General features: G+C 34.2%; 19 protein-coding genes. 6 read left to right on the plus strand and 13 right to left on the minus strand.

Translation table 11 applies throughout. The features are described 5' to 3' along the window. The first annotated feature begins 12 nt into the window (after positions 1-12). Positions 13-360: a DUF1801 domain-containing protein gene (locus MTP08_RS12895; RefSeq protein WP_243576286.1), complete on the plus strand. Its 348-nt coding sequence runs from the start codon at positions 13-15 to the stop codon at positions 358-360. Positions 361-402: 42 nt separating this feature from the next. On the opposite strand, the gene MTP08_RS12900 is transcribed toward MTP08_RS12895, so the two are convergent. From MTP08_RS12900 to rsfS, 6 genes are all read right to left on the minus strand, one after another. After that, a complete protein-coding gene (locus MTP08_RS12900; RefSeq protein ID WP_243576287.1) occupies positions 403-1,731 on the minus strand; it encodes a peptide-N-glycosidase F-related protein in 1,329 nt (442 codons plus the stop codon). A 212-nt stretch (positions 1,732-1,943) separates the two neighbouring features. After that, positions 1,944-2,597: a phosphatidylserine decarboxylase family protein gene (locus MTP08_RS12905; RefSeq protein ID WP_243576288.1), complete on the minus strand. Its 654-nt coding sequence runs from the start codon at positions 2,595-2,597 to the stop codon at positions 1,944-1,946. A 63-nt stretch (positions 2,598-2,660) separates the two neighbouring features. Continuing rightward, entirely contained in the window at positions 2,661-3,533 is an 873-nt protein-coding gene (locus MTP08_RS12910; RefSeq protein WP_243576289.1) for a phosphatidate cytidylyltransferase, read from the minus strand. Positions 3,534-3,555: 22 nt separating this feature from the next. Next, entirely contained in the window at positions 3,556-4,137 is a 582-nt protein-coding gene (locus MTP08_RS12915; RefSeq protein ID WP_243576290.1) for an LUD domain-containing protein, read from the minus strand. Positions 4,138-4,270: 133 nt separating this feature from the next. Next, positions 4,271-6,280, minus strand: a complete 2,010-nt coding sequence (gene ftsH / locus MTP08_RS12920; RefSeq protein WP_243576291.1) for an ATP-dependent zinc metalloprotease FtsH — start codon at positions 6,278-6,280, stop codon at positions 4,271-4,273. 16 nt (positions 6,281-6,296) lie between these two features. Then, a complete protein-coding gene (gene rsfS, locus MTP08_RS12925) occupies positions 6,297-6,665 on the minus strand; it encodes a ribosome silencing factor (RefSeq protein WP_209388521.1) in 369 nt (122 codons plus the stop codon). Positions 6,666-6,751: 86 nt separating this feature from the next. On the opposite strand from rsfS, the gene MTP08_RS12930 reads away from it, so the two are divergent. Next, positions 6,752-7,465 (plus strand): biotin--[acetyl-CoA-carboxylase] ligase, encoded by a 714-nt coding sequence (locus tag MTP08_RS12930; RefSeq protein WP_243576292.1) that lies wholly within the window; start codon positions 6,752-6,754, stop codon positions 7,463-7,465. On the opposite strand, the gene MTP08_RS12935 is transcribed toward MTP08_RS12930, so the two are convergent. From MTP08_RS12935 to MTP08_RS12950, 4 genes are all read right to left on the minus strand, one after another. Beyond that, positions 7,459-8,571, minus strand: coding sequence for an LptF/LptG family permease (locus MTP08_RS12935; protein WP_243576293.1), 1,113 nt, complete (start codon positions 8,569-8,571; stop codon positions 7,459-7,461). The two genes, MTP08_RS12930 and MTP08_RS12935, sit on opposite strands and share 7 nt — an antisense overlap. Before the next feature lie 9 nt (positions 8,572-8,580). Continuing rightward, positions 8,581-9,711, minus strand: a complete 1,131-nt coding sequence (tgt, locus tag MTP08_RS12940) for a tRNA guanosine(34) transglycosylase Tgt (RefSeq protein WP_243576294.1) — start codon at positions 9,709-9,711, stop codon at positions 8,581-8,583. A gap of 52 nt (positions 9,712-9,763) precedes the next feature. After that, positions 9,764-10,141 (minus strand): DUF4296 domain-containing protein, encoded by a 378-nt coding sequence (locus MTP08_RS12945; RefSeq protein WP_243576295.1) that lies wholly within the window; start codon positions 10,139-10,141, stop codon positions 9,764-9,766. 155 nt (positions 10,142-10,296) lie between these two features. Continuing rightward, on the minus strand, positions 10,297-11,013 hold the full coding sequence (locus MTP08_RS12950; RefSeq protein ID WP_243576296.1) for a polyprenol monophosphomannose synthase: 717 nt from the start codon (positions 11,011-11,013) through the stop codon (positions 10,297-10,299). Between the two features lie 75 nt (positions 11,014-11,088). On the opposite strand from MTP08_RS12950, the gene MTP08_RS12955 reads away from it, so the two are divergent. The 4 genes from MTP08_RS12955 to MTP08_RS12970 all read left to right on the plus strand — a co-directional run bounded on the left by MTP08_RS12955 (position 11,089) and on the right by MTP08_RS12970 (position 15,055). Continuing rightward, positions 11,089-11,757 carry a DUF4271 domain-containing protein gene (locus MTP08_RS12955; protein ID WP_209388527.1) on the plus strand — a complete coding sequence of 223 codons (669 nt, stop codon included), beginning with the start codon at positions 11,089-11,091 and terminating at the stop codon, positions 11,755-11,757. 10 nt (positions 11,758-11,767) lie between these two features. Further along, the gene (locus MTP08_RS12960) at positions 11,768-12,508 is read left to right on the plus strand and encodes a uroporphyrinogen-III synthase (protein ID WP_209388528.1); all 741 of its coding nucleotides are present in this window, start codon (positions 11,768-11,770) and stop codon (positions 12,506-12,508) included. 88 nt (positions 12,509-12,596) lie between these two features. Further along, on the plus strand, positions 12,597-14,642 hold the full coding sequence (locus tag MTP08_RS12965; RefSeq protein ID WP_243576297.1) for a S9 family peptidase: 2,046 nt from the start codon (positions 12,597-12,599) through the stop codon (positions 14,640-14,642). Between the two features lie 68 nt (positions 14,643-14,710). Next, on the plus strand, positions 14,711-15,055 hold the full coding sequence (locus MTP08_RS12970) for a hypothetical protein (protein ID WP_209388530.1): 345 nt from the start codon (positions 14,711-14,713) through the stop codon (positions 15,053-15,055). A 53-nt stretch (positions 15,056-15,108) separates the two neighbouring features. Here MTP08_RS12970 and MTP08_RS12975 read toward each other — a convergent pair whose 3' ends face one another. The 3 genes from MTP08_RS12975 to MTP08_RS12985 all read right to left on the minus strand — a co-directional run bounded on the left by MTP08_RS12975 (position 15,109) and on the right by MTP08_RS12985 (position 17,068). Then, on the minus strand, positions 15,109-15,432 hold the full coding sequence (locus tag MTP08_RS12975) for a hypothetical protein (protein ID WP_243576298.1): 324 nt from the start codon (positions 15,430-15,432) through the stop codon (positions 15,109-15,111). After that, a complete protein-coding gene (gene panB, locus MTP08_RS12980; protein WP_243576299.1) occupies positions 15,432-16,247 on the minus strand; it encodes a 3-methyl-2-oxobutanoate hydroxymethyltransferase in 816 nt (271 codons plus the stop codon). Before panB ends, MTP08_RS12975 begins: the two co-directional genes overlap by 1 nt. Positions 16,248-16,354: 107 nt before the next feature. Beyond that, on the minus strand, positions 16,355-17,068 hold the full coding sequence (locus MTP08_RS12985) for a Crp/Fnr family transcriptional regulator (RefSeq protein WP_243576300.1): 714 nt from the start codon (positions 17,066-17,068) through the stop codon (positions 16,355-16,357). Between the last annotated feature and the right edge of the window lie 39 nt (positions 17,069-17,107).

Raw genomic sequence — 17,107 nt, forward strand, 5'->3', positions numbered from 1 at the left:
ACAACTTTTAAAATGAACCCTATACAAGAATACTTCTACAAAATCTGTGAACCAGAAAGAAGTATTCTTTTGTTTTTAAGAAAAAAAATACTGGAATCTGATATGGAAAATATTACCGAAACGCTGAGTTTCGGTGTTCCTTTTTTCAAGTATAAAAAGAAAATGCTCTGCTATTTTTACTTCAGCAAAAAGCATAAGCAATATTACATCAGTTTTTATCACGGCGACCGATTAAACCATCCTTTGCTTATTAGTGAAGGCAGAAAGAAATTTAAAATCTTATTAATTGATGCAGATTCAGATTTGCCTATTAAGTCGATTTTGAATATCCTTAATGACGTTAAAATGTACATTAAATGAAAAAGAGAAACTTCGATAGTTTCTCTTTTTCATTTATAGAATTTATTTTCTGATAACTTTATGTTTAAACTGAGTTCCACCTTCTAATGTAATATCCAAAAGATATGTTCCTGCGATATAGGATGTGAGATCTATTTTTGAATCTTTAACTTCATTAAGTTTTTTTCCTTCAATAGAATAAATGGCAATATTTTTAACTTTTTTATCTGATTTTATATTGACGAAGTCGGATGTTGGATTGGGATAAACCGCCACATCAACTATTGAAAGATCTTTAACCGATAAAAGATCATTATTGCTCTGCATATACATTGAAAGTACAATACGCCCATCCTGATTATAGAAAACTGCACTTGGAACTTCATATTTCAAAACATGATTTCCCGCTGCAAGAGATGTTGCCGTAAAACTTCTGATCGGAATGGAATTACCGGGACACCAGTTATTCCAAGAAGTCCACCAGTTGATATTTTGCGGGTAGCTTCCGTAAATCCCATTCCCTTGAGTATTATATTGTCTATATGGCTCGCAAGATATTCCACCAGGAGTAAATGTTAAAACCTGAGCATTATCCAGAGATACAAAATTTTGTCTTCTTACATATTCTTCACCATTAGGACCGGCACCATGTGGCGATGTAACAATAAAAAATTTAGCATTATTCGTATTTTGAGACAAATTAAAATTTACCAATCTCACCGTTTCTCCTGGCTGATCTGTATTATTATAATTATTTAATTCGTTTGAATCTAATAAAGGAAGTAAATTATTATACGTACTCGTAATTGAAGGATCGTTATAGGTAACAAAATCAAGCGTTCCGGCAAATACATCATTTCTTCCTGAACAACCTGCTACTTCTGTATTTGCAGCGTAAGGAACACCAAAAACATCCAGTTCTACCCAGATATCATAAGTATTTCTTAATGTAGTATTACTGAAAACCGAATAAAGATTGTCTACCTGAAAAGTATAAGGAACTTCTGTTGGCGAAACATTTTTATTCATGAATGGTGTAATGTATCTTCCAATTTCGATTCTCTTAACTAATGGATCATTAATTGTGTAAGAAATTTTATTTTTAGGCACTAAAGCGATATGCACTCCTCCAATTCTGTCATAATTGTCACAAAGTGCACCAATGGTAACATTCATTTCAATTTTATTTTTGAAAGAGTTCAGTTCTGCATTCGTGAGTTTTTTAGTATATCTGGAATTTGTCAATCGTAATGTATTAGACGGAACAGGAGCAGAAACATTAGCTGCATACCCATCGTAAAAAACGATCTGAGAAAATACATTGATATTTGTTTGTTGCGCATTACTGCAAACTCCAATAAAGTAAAGTAAAAGTGGTAAAAGTTTTTTCATGGACTTAAATATAATTTTCAGACATCAAAATTAAATTTTAATTTTAAACTCGACAATACAATTACTAAAAATTATAAATTATTTTCACGAATAAGATGAAATAAATACCGATTCACTAATAAAAATTAATTTTCAATTAAATACCGAAATTTAAAATCATAAAAAAAACCATTCCGATTTGAAATGGTTTTTCTTATAATTAAATTTTACTTTTAATTTTTCATTTTCGCTATAACATCAATTCCGCCTTTTGTTTTATCACCAATTTTACAGATAATTTCTGTATCTAAAGGTAAAAACACATCCATTCGGGAACCGAATTTAATAAATCCGAACTCATGCCCGGCTTTTGCGGAATCTCCTTCATTACAGTAAAAAACAATTCTTCTGGCAACATATCCTGCAATTTGTCTGAAAACAACTTTATGGTTGGTTAAACTTTCCACAGCCATTGTAGTTCTTTCGTTTTCTGTAGAAGATTTTTCGTGCCATGCAACCAAATATTTTCCGGGATGGTATTTTTTGTAAATTACTTTTCCCGAAACTGGAAATCTACAGATATGAACATTAAGAGGAGACATAAAAATAGAAACCTGAATTGCTTTTTCCTTCAAAAATTCGGATTCTTCTACTTCTTTAATCATTACTACTTTCCCATCAACAGGAGCAATTACACTTTCCACATGATCCAGAATCTCGCGGTTGGGTACTCTGAAAAACCAAAAAACAAGGCAGTATATTACCAATAAAGGCACAATAATCAATAAGGAAAACATTTCCAAATAATAAATAGAAACTGCCGAAATAATGGTAAAAATTATGGTGGCTACCGCAATTGTTCCTTTCGATTCTTTATGTAATTTCATAATGATGCTAATTGTTGTTCTTTACCCATTTCTCATTACTGAGGATAAGTAATAATATAATTTTTAAATAAACTTTTCTAAAATAAAGTACAAATATACTACAGGCACACAAATGATGAAGCTATCCAGCCTATCCAATACTCCTCCATGTCCCGGAATGATATTTCCGCTGTCTTTCACCCCGAAATTTCTCTTCAGCTGGCTCTCTACCAAATCTCCCAATGGTGCAAATGCTGCAATCAGAAAACCTACTACCATCCAGTTTCCATGAAGCTGTGGTTGGTAATGCTCTACAAAATAAGAAAGAACAAGTGTTAAAACGACTCCTCCAGCATAGCCTTCCCAGGTTTTCTTTGGTGAAATCTTTGGAGCCATTTTATGCTTTCCGAAAAATTTCCCTACCAAATACGCAAAGGTATCACTGCTCCAAATCAAAAGAAAAAGAAAGAATACCTCCAAAGTAAAAGTATTATCAAAACTTGAGAATTTAGGCAGACCTAAAGCTAATGAAAAGGGTAACCCAACATATATAACGGTAAAAATAAGCTTTCCGCTATCGTAATACAGTTCACTGGAAAATTTAAATAATGTTACTACCGCTATCACGATTAATGATAACGCTAGAATTTCGTAAAGCCTGAAATCGAAATAAAAGTCGTGATGAAAAAACCTTTTGGAAAATGTGTAAAAGATAAATAATACAACGGGGAAAACTATCCATTTTTCGTATCCCTTTCCAAACTGCATAATTTTGATACACTCCCAAGTTCCGACCAGCATAAAAAAACTGATTAAACCATAAAACAGATATTGCTGCTTAATAAGTCCCGGCGAAACCAAATCCAGAAGCTGTGCTCCAAAAGGAGTTGTACAAAGAAAAATTACCGCTACATAAACCAGTCCTGAAAGTGTTCTCTGAATAAGATTCTTGTCCAAAATTTAAAATTTAATCGCTATTTTAGTCCTCCAAAAGAAGTAAAAAAAGCTTTGTATTATTATTGGCAGCCGCATCCAGTTTAGAATGACCTCCGCTGATTGATGTAAGATTTTTGATGTTTCCCGTTCTTTTTATTTTCCCCATAGCATCATTCAGATTATTTACAATCTGCGATACATTTGCCATAATAATTATTTTACCGGGAAGCCTTGATGAATGATAATGAAGAATATTATTGTGAGACAGCATAATTCTTCCGTCATAGGCAATTAAATACTCACAAGTAATAAATGCCGCATCGTTGTAAGACTGAAGTTCCGGATTATGATCTACCTTTAAGACATTCAAAAATCCCTGAAGATCCTTATCACAACAGAACAAAGAGTTTACTCCTTCAATTTTAATGATCTGGTTAAGCGTCTGCAAAGCTTCAGCTTCATCTGCACAATAGTTGAAAAACCCACCGGAATGCGTAAACAACTGGGCAAACTTGTAATCGAGATCTGCATTTTTCAGCGAATCTCCAAGTTTTTCCAGACTTTGTTTTTCGTCATCCTCGGGCTGATTGGTAAGTTTGCTTACAATTCTTTTAAAAAAACTCAAGTCAGTATAATTTAGTCAACTTAGTACAAAAATAGAAAATATAATCTTATTGGCTCTAAAAATATAGTGTAAAAACAAAAAAAATCCCGATAAATAAAAATTTATCAGGATTTTTTAAATATTAGCTAAAATATTAGATCTGTGCAGAACTTTCTGGTGCCTGAATTTCTCCTTCAGAAATCTTTCCCTCATCATCTTTAGGCTCCTGACCGTTTTCAGGAATGGTATTGGTCACCGGTTTTTCGGTTAATTCCGGATCCCAAGCTCTTTTACCAAAAATTTCTTCTAAATCTTCACGGAAAATAACTTCTTTTTCTAATAATTTTCCTGCTAAAGCATCTAGTTTATCTTTATTATCCGTAAGAATCTGAACAGCTCTTACATATTGATTTTCGATAATTGATTTAATTTCAGCATCAATTTTAGTAGCCGTTTCTTCCGAATATGGTTTACCAAAATTATATTCTGACTGGCCTGAACTGTCGTAGTAAGAAATATTACCGATATTAGGACTTAACCCATAAATGGTAACCATCGCCTGAGCTCTTTTGGTAACAGTTTCTAGATCTGAAAGTGCTCCCGTAGAAATATTATTGAAAATTACCTGCTCTGCGGCTCTTCCGCCTAACGTTGCACACATTTCATCTAACAATTGCTCTGTAGTGGTAAGCTGTCTTTCTTCCGGAAGATACCAAGCTGCACCTAAAGAACGCCCTCTCGGAACAATAGTAACCTTCAAAAGTGGTGAAGCGTGCTCTACAAGCCAGGAAATAGTTGCGTGACCTGCTTCATGATATGCTACTCTTCGCTTTTCAGATGGTTTTATAGCTTTATTTTTCTTCTCAAGACCACCAATAATTCTGTCTACTGCATCCAAGAAATCCTGTTTAGTTACAACTTCATGATTATTTCTTGCTGCAATAAGTGCAGCTTCATTACATACATTGGCAATATCTGCACCACTGAAACCAGGAGTTTGTTTTGCCAAAAATTCTCTGTCTACATTTTCATCCAGTTTAATTTTGTTCAGGTGAACATCAAAAATCTGTCTTCTTTCATGCAGTTCCGGAAGATCCACATAAATTGAACGGTCAAAACGACCAGCTCTCATTAATGCTTTATCTAAAATATCGGCTCTGTTTGTTGCCGCCATTACGATTACATTAGTATCTGTTCCAAAACCATCCATCTCTGTTAAAAGCTGGTTAAGGGTATTTTCTCTTTCATCGTTACCACCAGAGAAATTATTTTTACCTCTTGCTCTACCAATCGCATCGATCTCATCAATGAAAATAATTGCGGGAGATTTTGCTTTTGCCTGAGCAAAAAGATCTCTTACTCTTGAAGCTCCTACTCCAACGAACATTTCCACAAAATCTGAACCCGAAAGAGAGAAGAAAGGAACTTTTGCTTCCCCTGCAACAGCTTTGGCAAGTAAAGTTTTACCAGTTCCCGGAGGCCCTACCAAAAGAACACCTTTAGGAATTTTACCTCCCAGTTTTGTATATTTTTCTGAGTTTTTCAAGAAATCTACCACTTCCTGAACCTCTTCTTTAGCCCCTTCTAGTCCTGCTACATCTTTGAATGTTACTTGAATTCTTTCTTTTTCGTCGAAAAGTTTAGCTTTAGACTTACCAATAGAGAAAATCTGACCTCCAGGACCGCCTCCGCTTCCCATTTTTCTGAAAAGAATAAAATAGAAAAGCCCTAGAATAGCAATCCATACCAAAGCCTGAATTAAGAAGCCAACAAGTGGACTTTCGCCTTCAGCATAATCTTTTGTGGTTTTAATCGCTGGATTTTCTGCCTTTAGGGTTTCGAATTTTGCTAAGAAAAGCTGAAGATCTCCATATTTCACAGAAAAGTCTGCTTTTGGAGACATCCCGAGTGATGAAAACGGATTAGGTGTTTTATCCTGAGCTTTAACAGACTCTACTTTAGCATCTTTTGTTAAATATACTTCTGCTTTCTGTGCCTGTTTATCTATTAAAACTTTCTGAATTTTCCCTGTCTGCATGGTCTTGAAAAAAGTATCTTCATCCATAGACTTTGCTCCGCTGTCGCCAAGTGAATTGGCTACAACAAACCCCAAAAGTGCTATAATCATGATTGGGAAAAACCAGTTAAATCCTTTATTATTCATTTATTTTTTTTAAAATTTATATTGTATTTTCAATTCTTGTGATTTTAGCATCACCCCAAAGTTCTTCAATATCATAATATTCTCTGGTTTGCTTCTGAAAAATATGTACTACTACCGAAACATAATCTACCAAAACCCACATAGAGTTTTCTGTACCTTCTACATGCCAAGGTCTGTCGTGAAGTTCGTTTCTCACTTTCTTCTCAACACTTCCTGCTAAAGCCGAAACCTGTGTATTGGAGTTACCGCTGCAAATGATAAATGTTTCTGCAACTGAATTTTCGATGTTGGAAAGATCAAAAATCATGATATCTTCACCTTTCACATCCTGGATAGCCTCTATAATTTTATCTATTAGTGCTTGCTTTTCTGCCGTTTTATTCATTAAAATATACTATAATCTGCAAATTTATTGTTTTTCTTTTACTTTAGCTTTATTTTTAGCGCTTTAATGTCTTAAAGTTTTCTTAAATGAACGACCTTTTTTATGTAAATGAGTGTTCTTCTACTAATGACGAAATAACCCATTTTTTACTTTATAATTCTTCAGATTTTACAGGTCTCTATACATTTTCCCAAACAAACGGAAGAGGACAATATGGAAATCGATGGATTTTTACATCAGAAAAAAATCTGGCGTACACATTAGCGGTACGAAGTTCGGTCTTTCATTATTCCGATTTTTTGTTCAATTATTATACCGCAATCTGTACCCGACAATATATTGCCAATCTGACACATCACAAGGTAGAGATTAAATGGCCAAACGATATTATTTTAAACAGAAAAAAAATTGCCGGAATTTTAATTGAGAAAAAAAACATTCACAGCCAACCTTATTTTATTATCGGTATAGGAATCAATATTTTACAGGAAACCTTTGATGAAATATCTAATGCAGGATCTATTTTAACCCAGACTGGAGAGAGGTTCAATTTAAAATCTTTTGCTGAAAATTTTCATCAATTTTTGATAGAAAAACTTGAAAATATTCCTTCGGAAGGAGATATTTTGAATCAGCTGAATTCCAGTTTGTTCCGAAAAAACATCATTTCTGTTTTTGAACTGAACAACACAAGACAAAATGGCATTATACGCAACGCTGATGAAAATGGAAAAATATGGATTGATCTTGAATCCGGATTACAGTCTTTTTCTTTAAAAGAAATAAAACTTCTTTACTGATTGGCTCGCTTCAAATATAAAAATAAAGTAACCGGGAAGAAAATAATATTCGGAATCCACATTGCCAATGCAGGTGGAATGCTTTTATTTTCCGATACCACTTTGAGTGCCTCAAATGAAAACACAAAGATGAATGCAAGAGAAATCCCGATAGCAAGATTTATCCCAAGTCCTCCTCTTTTCTTCTGAGAAGAAAGTGAGAGTGCCAAAAATGTAAGAATAATAATAGATACAGGCATCGAAGTACGCTGATGAAACTCGTTTAGGTGAGAATTAAGATTGCTGTTTCCTTTAGAACGCTCTCTTTCAATAAACTTCATCAGTTCAGGTGTTGTTTTATTTTGCCCCAACAATTCATTAGGAAACAATTCCTGCGGATCCTGACCAAAATTTTTCTTCAGCTCAAAACCCTGCCCAAGTACTTCAGAATCATCTTTATTAATCGTTTTCTCGAGGTAACTGTTCAGAATAAAACTTTTTTTATCTTTATTCCACAAAACATCAGATGACTTCAGTTCGTAAGTAAGTTTTCGGTTTTTATCAAATTTCTGATAGAGAAAACCATAACCTCTTTTTTCTCTTTTATTCCACGAATTAATAAATATAAACTCATTTTTGCTGAGCTGTGCAGAAACGGGTGCCGTTCCAAGGATTTTTTCTTTGTTGGCGGTATTATAAGTATAGGCTTCTAACTCGTTTTTCTTAATATTTGCCCAAGGCAAAACAAAATGATTTACCACCAAAGAAATAAGAGCTATAAATAAAGACGTTAGCAAATAAGGTCTGGCGAATCTGTGAAAACTTGCACCACTGCTTATAATAGCAACAATCTCCGTATTATTTGCCATTCTTGAGGTAAAATAAATTACCGAAATAAAAACAAGAATGGAAAGGAACGTAACAACAAGATTAACAATCCAATAGGGATAAAAATGAACCAAAAAATAGCTTACCGTAAGTTTAGGATCCAACGCTGTTGCATTTTCTATACGTGGGATTTTCTGCTGAACATCTATAACCAATACCACAATAGAAAGCAATACCAACATAAACCCGAAAGTTCCGAGGTATTTCTTTACGATATATCCGTCTACAATTTTAAGCATAAATAGTTTCTAAAGCCTTTGTCTGAGTACAGGTACTACAGAATCTTTCCACTGATAAAAATCTCCCGCCAAAATATGCTCTCTTGCAACTTTTACCAAATCCAAATAAAAAGCAAGGTTGTGAATTGATGCAATCTGCTTTGCAAGATATTCTTTAGATACAAATAAATGCCTTACGTATGCCTTAGAATATTCCTGATCTACAAAGCTTGTCCCAAACTCATCCAACGGAGAAAAATCTTTCTTCCATTTTTCGTTTTTCATGTTCATAACACCTTGCCAAGTAAACAGCATTGCATTTCTTGCATTTCTGGTAGGCATTACACAATCCATCATATCAATTCCCAAACCAATAGATTCCAGAATATTCCAAGGAGTTCCTACTCCCATTAAATATCTAGGTTTCTCTTTTGGTAAAATATCGGTAACCTCATCGGTAATTCTGTACATTTCTTCTTCTGGTTCTCCCACAGAAAGTCCTCCAATTGCATTTCCTTCTGCTCCTGCTTCGGCAATTACTTCAGCAGAAATTTTTCTTAAATCTGAAAATGTGGAACCTTGTACAATTGGAAAAAATCTTTGTTTATGACCATAAAGTTCAGGATTTTTCTCATTCCAGTCTATGCATCTCTTCAACCAACGGTGCGTCATTTCCATAGAAAGTTTCACTTGGTTGTAATCGCACGGATATGCAACACACTCATCGAATGCCATAAAAATATCGGCTCCAATCTGTCTTTGGATTTCCATTGATTTTTCTGGCGTGAATAAATGATAACTTCCGTCTATATGCGACTTGAATTTAACCCCTTCTTCAGACATTTTTCTACTTCCAGAAAGTGAAAACACCTGAAAACCTCCTGAATCGGTAAGAATAGGAAGATCCCAGTTCATAAATTTATGTAAACCTCCCGCTTCCTGCATTACTTCCATTCCTGGACGAAGGTAGAGATGATAGGTATTTCCTAAAATAATCTGCGCCTTTACATCATCCTTTATTTCTCTCTGATGAACCGTTTTTACACTCGCAACAGTACCAACAGGCATAAAAATAGGCGTTTGAATACTTCCGTGATCGGTAGATAAAACTCCCGCTCTCGCTTTTCCTTCTGAGGTTTTCTCTATATTAAAAAAATTCATTTTATTACTTTTATCATTGTTTACCGGATTTTACAACTCGGCAAAACATCAATTACCTACGTTCTAAAGTAGGCAGCTCTTTATTAATAATCTGTTCAGATTCTTTTTCAATTTTCTCTGCAGCTTTTGGATCTTTATCCTTAAGAATTTCCTGGGCATCTTCTACAATACCTCTCATTTCCTGTTTAATAACGTAATATTTGTAGCTTTCGACAAAATCTGCAGTTTTAATGTTATGGGATTTCAGAATAAAACGGGTTTCGCTTTCCAAACTTTTCCCCGGATACAAAAACATAATTTGATCGTTGATTGCCATTTCAGCAATAATTTCTGCCATTGTACTTTTACTGACAAGATTTTTAGGCTTATCAACATATTCCGTGCAGGATAAAACAAACAAAAAGATAAAAAAACCTATAAACTTCTTCATCAACTTCCTTTTTTTGTTTTTAAAATTATGTACAGACAGATCATTTTTGTTGATTTTAAATATTTGAAGAACTTAGTACAAATATAAATCTTGCTATTTTATATTGGAATTATTTTTTCAGCTTGAAATCGTAGTTAGGAAATCTATCCTGAATTTTACAATCTGTTGATTAAAGATTTCCATTTTAAATTTAAGACTCCAAATACAGCTTCGTGGATGATACCTCCGTTCATTTTACTTTCGCCCAAAATTCTGTTGGTAAAGATAATGGGAACTTCAACAATTTTAAACCCTTTTTTGAAAGCTCTGAATTTCATTTCAATTTGAAACCCATATCCTTTCAACCTAACATTATTCAGCCCTATTTCTTCAAGTACTTTTCTTGAAAAACATACAAATCCTGCAGTCGTGTCGTGTATGGGCAATCCTAAAATAAATCTCACATATTTTGAAGCAAAATATGAAAGCAGTACTCTTCCCATAGGCCAGTTAACCACATTTACTCCTTTAGAATACCTAGAACCCACTGCCATGTCTGCATTTTTACAAGCTTCAAAAAGTCTTGGAAGATCTTTAGGATCATGAGAAAAATCGGCGTCCATCTCAAAAATATAATCGAACTGATTTTCTATAGCCCATGTAAAACCATGAATATAAGCCTTGCCCAAACCATCTTTTACTTTTCTTACAGACAAATGAAGATAATGCGGAAAATCTTTCTGCAAAGCTCTCACCAAATCTGCGGTTCCGTCGGGAGAAGTATCGTCTACCACCAAAATATGAAAATCATCTTCCAATGCAAAAACTGCAGAAATTATAGATTCTATATTTTCCTTTTCGTTGTAAGTTGGAATTATGACAAGTTTTTTCATTTCAGTTTGCAAAGATAGTTTATTTAAGTTTTTTATTTTATACAAAATAATCTATAATTTTGCAAAAAATTTCTTTTGCCATCAACCCAGAATTTTGTAAACCAAGTAAGAATACCCGAAAATAACGATTGGGTTGTTCTTATTATAGTTGTGTGCCTGTTTCTTTATATTTTTATGATGAATGTGGTAGAACGTGAAGCGAATTTAAAAGATTTTCTGCTTCAGAAATATTACGATGCAAGCAACAATTTCCCGAGTTGGATTATCACATCGGTAATAACAGTATCTTGCTTTAGTGTATTGGTTTCACAGTACATTCCTTTTGTTCCGAAATACGTTGCAGAAATTCAGCCTTTTGGTTATCAGCTTAATAAAATAGGATATACTTTAATTGTAGTTTCTTTATTCTATCTAGTTAGATCCTGTTTAGGTTATTTACTTTATCAGTCTATAGGCGATGGCAAAAAATGGAGTATTTTCTATTTTACAGCGACCAAGTTTTACTTCATTTTTTCTATCTTGATGATAATTCTCTGTGTTGCACATTATTATTTCCCTATCGACAGAAATAGAGCATTTGTTTACTATCTCTGTTTCTTTGGTTTCGTATTCATTTTCAAACTGTTTTTCTATTTGTTTCACAGAAACAACATATTACCTCAAAAATGGTATTATAAATTTTTGTATATTTGCACGCTCCAAATGGCACCAATTCTGATGCTATGGAAGTTATTATTTATTTAATAGAGTACAGATGAGAATAAAATCAATATTGGTTTCTCAACCAGCGCCGAGTGAGTCTTCTCCATATATGGAAATTGCGAAGAAGGAAAAAATAAAGATTGACTTCCGCCCGTTTATCCACGTAGAAGGTGTAGACAATAAAGAACTCAGAACACAAAAAATAGATCTTACGCAGTATACCGGTATTATTTTTACCAGTAAAAATGCGATAGACCATTACTTTAGACTTGCTGAAGAATTACGCTTTGCAGTTCCCGATACGATGCGGTATATCTGCCAATCGGAAGCCATTGCCAATTATCTTCAAAAGCATATTGTATACAGAAAAAGAAAGATTAGCTTTGGTGAGAAGAATTTCTCAGATCTATTGCCTCTTTTCAAAAAATTTCCTGCCGAAAAATATTTACTGCCATCTTCAGACGTTTTAAGTCCGGATATTGTAAAAACAATGGAGGCATCCAATGTAGAATGGACGAGAGCAATTATGTACAGAACCGTTTGCAGCGACCTTACCGACATCAACATAAAGGAATACGATATGTTGATTTTTTTCAGTCCGCAAGGAATTAAATCTTTACAGCAAAACTTTCCAGATTTCAAACAAGAAGATACCAAAATTGGAGTTTTTGGACCAACCACTTCTGCTGCGGCTGAAGAAGCAGGATTAAAAGTAGATTTAATGGCTCCTACAAAAGAAACACCTTCCATGACTATGGCATTGGAAAAATATATTAAAGCTTTACATAAATAAAGCTAAAAATTTCACACAATTAAGCCGTCTTGCTCCCAAAAGGTAAGATGGTTTTTTTTTAATTACATTTGAACAAGAATTTACATAGATGAAACCTCCAAAGGCAAAAAAAATAGAAAAAATACTGGAAATGCATGATGATAAAAGAAACGATGCTTATTTCTGGATGAATGAAAGAGAAAACCCCGATGTAATTAAATATCTGGAAGAAGAAAATGCATACGCAGATTTTGTCATGAAAGATACAGAGCAGTTGCAGGAAGAACTTTACGAAGAAATGAAAGCTCGCTACAAAAAGGATGATGAATCTCTTCCCTATTTTTTTAATGGCTACTGGTATATTGTACGATACGAGGAAGGAAAAGAATATCCTATTTTCTGCAGAAAACATCAATCTCTCGATCATGAAGAGGAAATAATTATTGATGTAAATATTCTTGCCGATGGACAGGATTTCTTCGAAGTAGCTAATGTTGCCGTAAGTCCAGATAATAATCTTGCGTCTTTTTCCTCCGACAATGTGGGAAGAAGAATTTACAATCTTAATTTTAAAGATTTAAAAACCGGCGAAATACTTCCTGACACGATAGAAAATACTACCGGAAAAGCAGTTTGGGCAAACGATAATGTGCATGTTTTTTACATTAGAAAAGATGAAAGTCTTCGTGCATATAAAGTTTACAGACACAGATTGGGAACCGATTCTTCTGAAGATGTACTCATTTTTCATGAAGAGGATGAAACTTTTGATGTAAATGTTTTCAAAACGAAATCCATGAAATATATCTTCATGGCGAGTTCAAGCACAATTTCAGATGAACATCATTTTATTCCGGCAGATAATGTTTTTGCAGACTGGAAAGTAATTCAGCCCAGAATAGACGATCTTGAATATTCTGTGGAACACTACGAAGATGAATTTTATATTATTACAAATGCCGATGATGCTACCAATTTCAAACTTGTAAAAACAAAAATAGACCATTGCGGAATGGAAAACTGGGTAGATGTTATTCCGCACCGACCGGAAATTTTATTGGAAGGTTTTGAAATTTTCAGAAATTATCTGGTTCTTGAAGAAAGAGAAGAAGGTTTGCTTCAGATAAAAATTATTGACGAAAAAAATCAGGAATCTCATTATTTGAATTTTTCCGATCCTACTTATACCGCTTATATCGGAATTAACTTGGAATTTGACACAGAAATCCTTCGCTACGGGTACACTTCTCTTACAAAACCAAGTACTACCTACGAGTACAATATGAAAGACAAAACAACCAAAATGCTGAAACAGCAGGAAGTTTTGGGAGGAAAATTCGATCCGGAAAACTATATTTCCGAAAGAATTTGGGCAAATTCTCGGGATGGAGAAACTAAAATACCAACTTCTCTTGTCTATCATAAAGACACCAAAAAATCTGCAGAAACACCACTTCTTTTATACGGCTACGGAAGCTATGGTCATACTGTGGATGCCAGTTTTTCGAATGTGAGATTATCTATTCTCGACCGAGGTTTCATATATGCCATTGCTCATATACGAGGAGGAGAATATTTGGGAAGAGAATGGTATGAAGACGGTAAAATGTTATTCAAGAAAAATACTTTTTTTGATTTTATTGATGCCGGAAAATTTTTAATTGAGGAAAACTACACTTCACCGAAACATTTGTATGCGATGGGCGGAAGCGCAGGCGGACTTTTGGTAGGTGCAGTAATGAATTACGAACCCACTCTATTCAACGGGGTTGTTGCACAAGTTCCTTTTGTGGATGTTGTTACCACCATGTTAGACGAAACTATTCCTTTAACCACCGGAGAATACGATGAATGGGGAAATCCCAACGATGAGGAATATTACCATTACATGAAAGAATATTCGCCTTACGACAATGTGGAAACAAAACATTACCCGAATATTCTCATAACAACCGGCTTCCACGATTCTCAGGTTCAATATTGGGAACCCGCAAAATGGACAGCCAAACTGAGAGAATTGAAAACCGATGACAACATCCTTATTTTCAAAACAGATATGAGTTCGGGGCACGGAGGAGCAAGCGGAAGATTCGAATCTTTAAAGGAAGACGCACTAGAATATGCATTTTTATTAATGATTGATAAAAGGCAATAATTAAAAAATTAAATTTTTAAAATTATTATTAAGAACTTTCATCAATCATCATTTATCAAATACCAATTATGATTAACGAAGCAGAATACTGGCAAAAAATAGAACACTTTTTCAGCGAAAATTTCGAAACTGAAAAAAATGCACCTATAGAAACATATCTTTTTCTAATCGGAGTGCAGGAATTAGGAAGCGGACAGCAGAAATATACCAAAGATGATAAAGTAAACCTCCTTCATATCGCAGTTTGCCGTTTGTTGGAGCCTTTCGGATATTTTAAATTTTCACATTACGATGATGATGGCTATCCTCATTTTGAAGAAGTCGAAAAACTTCCGGAATTGAAGCCCAACGAACAGCAGCTTTTAATGAAAAAAGCTATTATTCAGTATTTTCAGGATGAAGAACTGATTTAAAAAAAATTCCATTAAAGCTATTTATGCAATATCTTTAATGGAATTTTTTTACATTATCTTACAGCAGATCTGTTGGTAAACGAAATAATCACTCCACCAAACAATCCTACAGTTTTCATGTAAGAAAAGCTGGAATCTAATGGTAAAAATGCTCCGATAATACATAACGTAGCGGCTGCATACATCGGATATTTAAATTTAGTATTAATCAGCAATGGTGCCTGCAAGATAAAACTCAACCCTATCAGAATATAAAATAACCTACCGGATATAAGTGAGTTAACACTCTCAGAAAATAGATTTAACCAACCTATAGCAATACAGATGATCGCTAAGATAGAAAGTATTCCTTGTGCTGCCTGTAAATTATTTCTCATTAATAGCTTTCGTTTTTATTAGGAAAATCTGAAGTTTTCACATCCTTTACAAACTGCGAAACCGCTCCGGTAATTTCTGTATACAAATCTAAATATCTTCTTAAAAATTTAGGAGAAAAACCTTTGTTCATCCCAACCATATCGTGATATACCAAAACCTGTCCGTCACAATCGGAACCCGCTCCGATTCCGATGGTTGGTATTGAAATACTTTCGGTAACCTTTTTAGCCAAATCTGCGGGTATTTTTTCTAAAACCACCGCAAAACAACCAAGCTCTTCGAGTAATTTCGCGTCGCTAATCAGTTTTTCAGCTTCAGCTTCTTCCTTAGCTCTTACTTTATAAGTTCCGAACTGATAAATAGACTGTGGCGTTAATCCCAAATGCCCCATAATAGGAATTCCGGCATTAATAATTTTTTTAATAGATTTTGAAATTTCTTTTCCGCCTTCTATTTTTACAGCGTGAGCTCCACCTTCTTTCATCATTCTTACAGCAGACTCCAATGCTTTATCCGGATTACTCTGGTAGGTACCAAAAGGAAGGTCTGCAACAACCAAAGCTCTATCTATACCCCTTACAACACTTTGTGTATGATAAATCATCTGATCCAAAGTTATAGGAAGTGTAGTTTCGAAACCTGCCATTACATTTGCTGCGGAATCTCCAATTAAAACAGCATCAATTCCTCCGGCATCGACCATTTTCGCCGTGGTAAAATCGTAAGCGGTAAGCATGGTAATTTTTTCCTTATCGAACTTCATTTTTCGTAAGGTTTCAGTCGTAACTTTTTTAATTTCAGAATGTACAGACATAATATAATAAATGAGTAATAAGTATGATAAATGAACTTTCCTGTTCTGCCAGATTTTGTGTATAAAAAAATAATGATTGATTTAACCAATCAACCATCATTTGTTATCTACAAAACTACGTGCCCCAGTTTCATTAGTTTTTCGTGATTCAGAATTTTAATATTTCTTCCATCAACCTCAATCAGATGATCTCCTTTAAATTCAGAAATCAACCGTATAGCACTTTCTGTGGCAGTACCAATAATATTTGCTATTTCTTCTCTCGTTAACGAAATTTTTATAAAACCTTCAGGATCGGTTCCTAATTTCTGTTCCAAAAGCAATAAAATCTCTGCAAGTCGTTCTCTAACAGTTTTTTGCGCCAAAAATGTAATCGTATTAGAAGATTCTCCAAGTTCGTAAGAAATTTTCTGAAGCATTACAAAAGAAAGCTGAGAATCTACTTCAAGAAGGTACATAAATACATCTGCAGGTAAAAAAGTAGCTTCAATATCCGTCATTGCTTCTGCTTTTGCCTGAAAATTTTCTCCGCAAAGCAAAGACCGGTAACCGATAATATCTCCCTCTTTTATAAACCTAAGAATTTGATCTTTACCAAATGCACCCGATTTTGAGAGTTTCGCCGCACCTTTCTCCAAAACAAAAACACCTTTTGGCGTTTCACCATCTTCGAAAATAACGTCATGCTTTCCAAAACTGAATTTTTTCTTAGCATTAATATATTTTTCAAAATCTTCGGTATTCAGCCTTTCTCGGAATGATTCATCATTAAATATTTTAGCAAATCTTTCTTCAATGGCTATCTGTTGTTCTTGCGGCATTTTTATGACATTTATCACAAAAATAGAACATTTTAACCC

It is taken from the genome of Chryseobacterium oryzae, from assembly GCF_022811665.1.
Classification (GTDB): Bacteria; Bacteroidota; Bacteroidia; order Flavobacteriales; family Weeksellaceae; genus Chryseobacterium; species Chryseobacterium oryzae.

What these genes read in the sequence shown, in the direction of transcription:
- MTP08_RS12965 (WP_243576297.1), top strand. Translation starts at nt 12,597, where the DNA reads ATGAAACCTCCAAAGGCAAAAAAAATAGAAAAAATACTGGAAATGCAT.
- ftsH (WP_243576291.1), bottom strand. Translation starts at nt 6,280, where the DNA reads ATGAATAATAAAGGATTTAACTGGTTTTTCCCAATCATGATTATAGCA.
- MTP08_RS12975 (WP_243576298.1), bottom strand. Translation starts at nt 15,432, where the DNA reads ATGAGAAATAATTTACAGGCAGCACAAGGAATACTTTCTATCTTAGCG.
- MTP08_RS12960 (WP_209388528.1), top strand. Translation starts at nt 11,768, where the DNA reads ATGAGAATAAAATCAATATTGGTTTCTCAACCAGCGCCGAGTGAGTCT.
- MTP08_RS12900 (WP_243576287.1), bottom strand. Translation starts at nt 1,731, where the DNA reads ATGAAAAAACTTTTACCACTTTTACTTTACTTTATTGGAGTTTGCAGT.
- MTP08_RS12930 (WP_243576292.1), top strand. Translation starts at nt 6,752, where the DNA reads ATGAACGACCTTTTTTATGTAAATGAGTGTTCTTCTACTAATGACGAA.
- MTP08_RS12950 (WP_243576296.1), bottom strand. Translation starts at nt 11,013, where the DNA reads ATGAAAAAACTTGTCATAATTCCAACTTACAACGAAAAGGAAAATATA.
- MTP08_RS12935 (WP_243576293.1), bottom strand. Translation starts at nt 8,571, where the DNA reads ATGCTTAAAATTGTAGACGGATATATCGTAAAGAAATACCTCGGAACT.
- MTP08_RS12985 (WP_243576300.1), bottom strand. Translation starts at nt 17,068, where the DNA reads ATGCCGCAAGAACAACAGATAGCCATTGAAGAAAGATTTGCTAAAATA.
- MTP08_RS12970 (WP_209388530.1), top strand. Translation starts at nt 14,711, where the DNA reads ATGATTAACGAAGCAGAATACTGGCAAAAAATAGAACACTTTTTCAGC.
- rsfS (WP_209388521.1), bottom strand. Translation starts at nt 6,665, where the DNA reads ATGAATAAAACGGCAGAAAAGCAAGCACTAATAGATAAAATTATAGAG.
- panB (WP_243576299.1), bottom strand. Translation starts at nt 16,247, where the DNA reads ATGTCTGTACATTCTGAAATTAAAAAAGTTACGACTGAAACCTTACGA.
- MTP08_RS12895 (WP_243576286.1), top strand. Translation starts at nt 13, where the DNA reads ATGAACCCTATACAAGAATACTTCTACAAAATCTGTGAACCAGAAAGA.
- MTP08_RS12905 (WP_243576288.1), bottom strand. Translation starts at nt 2,597, where the DNA reads ATGAAATTACATAAAGAATCGAAAGGAACAATTGCGGTAGCCACCATA.
- MTP08_RS12945 (WP_243576295.1), bottom strand. Translation starts at nt 10,141, where the DNA reads ATGAAGAAGTTTATAGGTTTTTTTATCTTTTTGTTTGTTTTATCCTGC.
- tgt (WP_243576294.1), bottom strand. Translation starts at nt 9,711, where the DNA reads ATGAATTTTTTTAATATAGAGAAAACCTCAGAAGGAAAAGCGAGAGCG.